Annotated in this window: 3 protein-coding genes; all 3 read right to left on the minus strand. The window is 46.0% G+C overall.

What is annotated here, in order from left to right; all coding sequences use genetic code 11:
* Positions 1-181 precede the first annotated feature (181 nt).
* On the minus strand, positions 182-2,614 hold the full coding sequence (locus H7T88_RS18615; protein ID WP_154886191.1) for a glycogen/starch/alpha-glucan phosphorylase: 2,433 nt from the start codon (positions 2,612-2,614) through the stop codon (positions 182-184).
* 363 nt (positions 2,615-2,977) lie between these two features.
* The gene (gene glgD / locus H7T88_RS18620) at positions 2,978-4,081 is read right to left on the minus strand and encodes a glucose-1-phosphate adenylyltransferase subunit GlgD (protein ID WP_154958800.1); all 1,104 of its coding nucleotides are present in this window, start codon (positions 4,079-4,081) and stop codon (positions 2,978-2,980) included.
* A gap of 34 nt (positions 4,082-4,115) precedes the next feature.
* On the minus strand, positions 4,116-5,279 hold the full coding sequence (locus H7T88_RS18625; protein WP_312027636.1) for a glucose-1-phosphate adenylyltransferase: 1,164 nt from the start codon (positions 5,277-5,279) through the stop codon (positions 4,116-4,118).
* Positions 5,280-6,000: the final 721 nt, after the last annotated feature.

The raw sequence follows: 6,000 nt of genomic DNA on the forward strand, positions 1-6,000 counted from the left end.
ATGCTGAATGCGAACTTATGGTATTCATAACAAAAATCTCTTGTTCCTGTCCGCAGCCCTGCAGCGAACTTCCCACTGCCAGGCGCAGACATCAAACAAGAGAGAGTGAACTTCCGTTTGTAAAGCTAATTTAAAAGCTAATTTATCAGTTCTATTTTTTTAAACATGCTTCTTCTCTACACTAACCATTCCAGTGCCCGGACACAGGATGAATACCCCATATATCGGTTGCATACTCACTGATTGTCCGGTCACTGGAGAAAATGCCTGAATGTGCTGTGTTAAGCACAGCCTTGCGAGTCCAATCCGAAACATCACGATACGCTTGATCAATCGCTACATGTGCGTTAGCATACGCTGCAAAATCCCGTAATACAAAATATTCATCCCCATGTGCGAGCAAAGAGTCATAAATATCCCAGAACTCCCCATCCCGATAACAGAATGCCCCCGGATGCACCAATTGCTCCACGACTTCACGAATACGTTCATCCTGATCCACGATTTCGTTCGGACGGTAGTTACCGTTCCGATAATATTCCAGCACTTCGTCGGCACGCAAGCCATAGATGAACATATTCTCTTCACCGACCTGCTCTGCCATCTCCACGTTTGCCCCATCCATCGTGCCAATCGTCAGTGCGCCATTCATCATAAATTTCATATTACCTGTACCCGAGGCTTCTTTCCCCGCTGTCGAGATCTGTTCACTGACATCTGCCGCAGGGATAATTTTCTCGGCAAGCGAGACAGAGTAGTTCTCCAGGAAAAAGACCTTCAACCGGTCATTTACCGCTGCATCGCGATTCACGGTATCTGACACCGTATTGATCAGTTTGATGATCTTCTTGGCAAAATAATAACTTGGCGCGGCCTTTGCTCCAAAAATAAACGTGCGCGGCACCATATCAAACGACGCATCGCTTTTCAACTTGTTATACAGATGCATTACATGCAGAATGTTCAGGAGCTGTCTTTTGTACCCATGCAGCCTTTTCACCTGCACGTCAAACACGGAATCCGGGTCAACGGGTACACCCGTGTGATCCAGGATGTAGGACGCCAGACGGTTTTTGTTATCTCGTTTGATTGCACGAAATTGCTCCTGGAACGCGGATTGATCGGCGTAATCAGCCAGTTGCTCCAGTTTGCCTGGTTCCGTGATCCATTCATTGCCGATCGTCTCTGTAATAAGATTCGACAGCTTCGGGTTGGCATGCATTAACCAGCGACGGTGTGTAATACCATTGGTTTTATTGTTAAAACGTTCAGGGTACAGGGCATAAAACGGCGCCATCTCCCGCTCTTTCAATATCTCCGTATGCAGTGCAGCCACACCATTGACACTATGACTTCCTACGATGGCAAGGTGTGCCATGCGAACTTGATCATTCGCAACAATCGCCATATGCTCAATTCGTTCGTCATCACCCGGATAACGATCTAAGAGCAACCCGCAGAACCGTTTATTAATCTCTTCAATAATCATATAAATACGTGGCAGTAGCTTGCTGACCATGGATACAGGCCATTTTTCCAGCGCTTCGCTTAGTGTCGTGTGATTGGTATAAGATACCGTGCGGGTAGTAATATCCCACGCTTCATCCCAGCCGTAGCCTTTATCATCCATTAGAATTCGCATCAGTTCGGGAATGACCAGCGTAGGATGGGTGTCATTGATATGGAAGGCCACTTTGTCCGGCAAGCGGTCATAAGACAGTCCCAGCTTGCTAAATGTACGCAGCGCGCTCTGCACTCCTGCGGAACACATAAAATACTGCTGTTTCAAACGTAGCAACTTACCTTCGTATTGGGAATCATCCGGGTACAGGAATTCCGAGATCGACTCCACGGAACGGCTGTAATCCAGGTATCCGTAATAGTTCGATGGGGTGTCCAATGACGTCTCCCGTTTCGGCTCCGCACTCCATAACCGTAATGTGTTCACATGGGACTGGCCATAACCGATAACGGGCACATCATACGGTACGGCAACAACCGATTCAGCATCCTTTGTCACGAAACGGTAATGTCCATCCTGCTCATAGGCTTCAACCCGGCCCCAGAACTGAACTTCCACCTTTTTGTCTGGACGGCGAACTTCCCATTCATTGCCCTTATCCAGCCAGTTATCAGGTAATTCTACCTGATTACCATTAATAATTTTTTGCTCGAACAGACCGTATTTATAGCGGATACCACATCCATGTCCCGCATAGCCAAGTGAGGCCAAGGAGTCCAGGAAACAGGCAGCAAGCCTTCCGAGTCCTCCATTGCCTAGCCCTGCATCTGCTTCCTGTTCCTCAATACATTCCAGTGAAAAGCCAAGTTCCGCCAGACTGTCACGAACCAGTTCCAGCTCATTTACGTTTAGCAGATTGTTACCGAGCAGACGTCCAATCAGAAACTCCAGCGAGAAGTAATACACCTGTTTATCCTGACGCTGCTTGAATCCCTGATTCGAGGCTGCCCAGTCCTGACCCACATATTCCCGAATCATACTGCCGAGCACATGGTACACATCTTCCTTGGTAGCTTCTTCAATTGGTTTGCCCAGTTTGCTGACGAGATTCCGTTGAAAGATCGATTTGAACGTTTCTTTGTTGTCAAACAAAAGTAGGTTCCTCCCGGTGAAATCCTGCGGGTGAGGACGGTTCGTGACTAGTTCGAAGGCATGCGGTTACACCTTTTAAAGCTGGACGTTGGAGCCGAGCACCCGTTTCAGTCACGAATCATTCTTTCGATCGCTGTTGTCTCTTCCATTTCCTGATCACCTTTTACAAGGTTGAAATGGAGAGACAAAGGCGAACGCTTCGCTTCTCCAGAATTGATTTCGTTCCCTCCACTGCGTCTGCACCAACATAGCAACTTTGACGGTAGCACTTCATACGTTCAAACAGACACGAACCTGAAAACTTACCCGCAGGATTTTATTTTTTTATATATAGTTATGGATGATATCGGACAGATTTCGGCTTTAAATAATAGTGCTTTTGGCTAAAATATACGGGTTCGACGGGGCACCGATTAACGTCTGCCCGCCGGTCAGCTTCACATCTTTATCCAGAATGACATTCTCCAGCACAGTCCCCTCGCCAATATAACATTTCTGCATAATGATCGAACCCTTAATCTTCGCACCCTTAGCCACATGCACACCCCGGAACAGGATGCTGTCATGCACTTCACCGCCTACGATGCAGCCATTGGCAAGCAAGGAATGTTTGACATCCGCCGATTCCAGATATTTGGCGGGGGCTTCGTATTTGATTTTGGTTTGCACGGGATCTTCTTTGAACAACTGTTCATATTGTCCTGTATTCAGCAGATCCATGCTATTACGGTAATAGCTGTCAATCGAGTTAATTACGGCATGATATCCTTCGTAGGCATAAGCTGCAATCTTCAATCCACTCGGGTTTTTCAGGATGGCGTCACGGAAGAAATGAGTCTCCCCATGTTCAATGCAGCGCTGCACCTGTTTAAGGAAAAGTTCTTTTTCCATGATGAAAATCTCCGTATATATATTCGTATGGTCAGCACATTGGTGAATGTCCACCACATTGCCATCTTCATCATGATCGACTTTGACGCAGGATTCATGCTCAGGCAGCACTTGGTCTACTTTTTTGCAAACCAGCGTGACGTCAGCTCCCTTACGAATATGATACTGGTATACATCCTGAAGATCGGCCTTGGTCACATGGCGGCTGCCTGCGTGCACAACGTATTGCCCGGCGCCTCTGTGGAAGAAATCCAGATTGTTGTGAAAATGTTGCAAATCCCCCTGCGATGTGTCCGTTGGATCGTTCCAATCCGGAGGAAGAATAAACATGCCACCATGTTTGCGGTCCAGATCCCAAGGCTTACCGTCACCCAGATGATCCATCAGCGAACGGTATTTGCGGCGAACAAAGACGCCAATGCTCTCAATACCCGCATTCATCATATTAGACAGGACAAAATCAATCAGACGATAACGCCCGGCATAAGGTACCGCGGCTCCGCAGCGAAAGTACGTCAATTCCTTCAATTCTTCCAGTTCATGGTCAAGGTTAATAACTCCAATTAGTGATTTCATGCCGCGCACCGTCCTTTGCCAACATTTTGGTCAATCAATTTGCTATGCCTTGACGCAATTGTCTTTCCAATTCTTCCTGATCTACCAGTAAGATGTCACTCTCGTCTCCAGGCGCGGGGGCAATCTGGGTTCCATCCGGAATGACTAAGCCTTCGGCGATAATAGCGTTGTGAATGGACACGTTACGGCCAATTTTGACCCGTGGCATAACAACGGAATCGATTACTGCACTGTTCTCTCCCACCTCAGTTCCATAGAACAGGACGGAATGATTCACCTCACCGTGCACGATGCTGCCCTCACTGATGATGCAATTGCGCACCTTGGCGGCAGGAGATATATATTGAGCAGGCTGGTTCGGGTTACGGGTGAAAATCCGCCAGTTGGGATCATTCAGATTCAGGGGTGTCTCCTCGTCCAGCAGATCCATATTGGATTCCCACAGACTGCGAATGGTTCCAACGTCTTTCCAGTATCCTTGGAACGGGTAAGCAACTAAAGATTTGTCATTTTCAAGCAACAATGGAATGATGTCTTTACCAAAATCGTAGGAGGTGGATGCCTGCTGTTCGTCCTGAATCAGGAAACGTTTCAGCACATCCCATTTGAAGAGATAGATGCCCATGGAAGCAAGCGTGCTTCGGGGCTGTGAAGGTTTTTCTTCGAACTCATAAATGCTGTAGTCTTCATTTGTATTCAAAATGCCAAAGCGGCTCGCTTCTTCCAGCGACACGTCAATCACGGAAATGGTGCAGTCGGCATCTTTTTCCTTGTGATACTGGAGCATCTTGTCGTAGTCCATCTTATAGATATGATCACCGGATAGAATCAGCACATGTTCGGGATCAAATTGTTCAATAAAGTTCAGGTTACGGTAAATCGCGTCAGCAGTCCCGCGGTACCAGTTACTTCCATCTTCCCGTTCATGGGGAGGAAGCACATAAACCCCGCCATTTTTACGATCCAGGTCCCAGTCACTGCCAATACCGATGTAGGAATGCAGTACAAGTGGTTCATATTGGGTCAACACACCCACGGTATCAATACCTGAATTCGAGCAATTGCTCAGTGGAAAATCAATAATGCGGTAGGTTCCCCCAAAATAAACAGCGGGTTTTGCCAGTGATTTCGTCAATCCCTTTAATCGTTTCCCCTGCCCTCCGGCGAGCAGCATCGCTACAACCTCTTTTTTTGCCATCATTACAGCCTCCTCCACGTGCATTCATTCTGATTCATTTCAGAGCCCATAATCGATATTCTGTTGTGAAAACACGGCTGTCTTGATTAGGAGCATGCTGTACAGATGTGTAACGGAATAAAGACATCATTCATATGTAACCGGACGTCTTTCGTTAGATGATCACTGGAATGTTGATGCGGCTCGAATTAATGATCCAGTTTGGTTCGAATTTCTTTTCAAATGCAAATAATGCGACGATGGTGTGTTTTAATGCATGTAGATGGTGTTGGTGTTGCAGAGCATGTTGATTGTGTAGAAAATGACTTGGCTTGCATTGTAGACTGTGCTAATGATGGGTAATGAAAAATGAGCTTATTACCCATTAAACAGGAATTCGATCGGGGAATCTTGCGGTAACAGCAAATTTGAAAAAAAATCAGGGCATCGCTGGTTTGAACCTTACGCGCTCCTGTAACGCCGCTGTTATTTTAATCTATTCGATAAATACGAATTAAAATCCTCTTGGTAATAATATGGAAACCAACTGAAAAAACTAAACCTTTTCTCCTATGAAACTAACAAAACAGGTCTTATGAATCAGAAATGGGCAATTATTTTGTAAATTTTTAGAGGAATATAATAGAAATGTGTCGAATATCAAAGGTGGTATGAAAGTAAGATCAAGACATTCAGCAATGAATCGAGAAATTACATACTAATAACTATAAATTATTTGGAG

Source organism: Paenibacillus cucumis (ex Kampfer et al. 2016) (genome assembly GCF_019748695.1).
Classification (GTDB): Bacteria; Bacillota; Bacilli; order Paenibacillales; family Paenibacillaceae; genus Paenibacillus; species Paenibacillus polysaccharolyticus.

Excerpts from the sequence above, each read along its gene's own strand:
- H7T88_RS18625 (WP_312027636.1), bottom strand. The coding sequence starts at position 5,279 with ATGGCAAAAAAAGAGGTTGTAGCGATGCTGCTCGCCGGAGGGCAGGGG.
- glgD (WP_154958800.1), bottom strand. The coding sequence starts at position 4,081 with ATGAAATCACTAATTGGAGTTATTAACCTTGACCATGAACTGGAAGAA.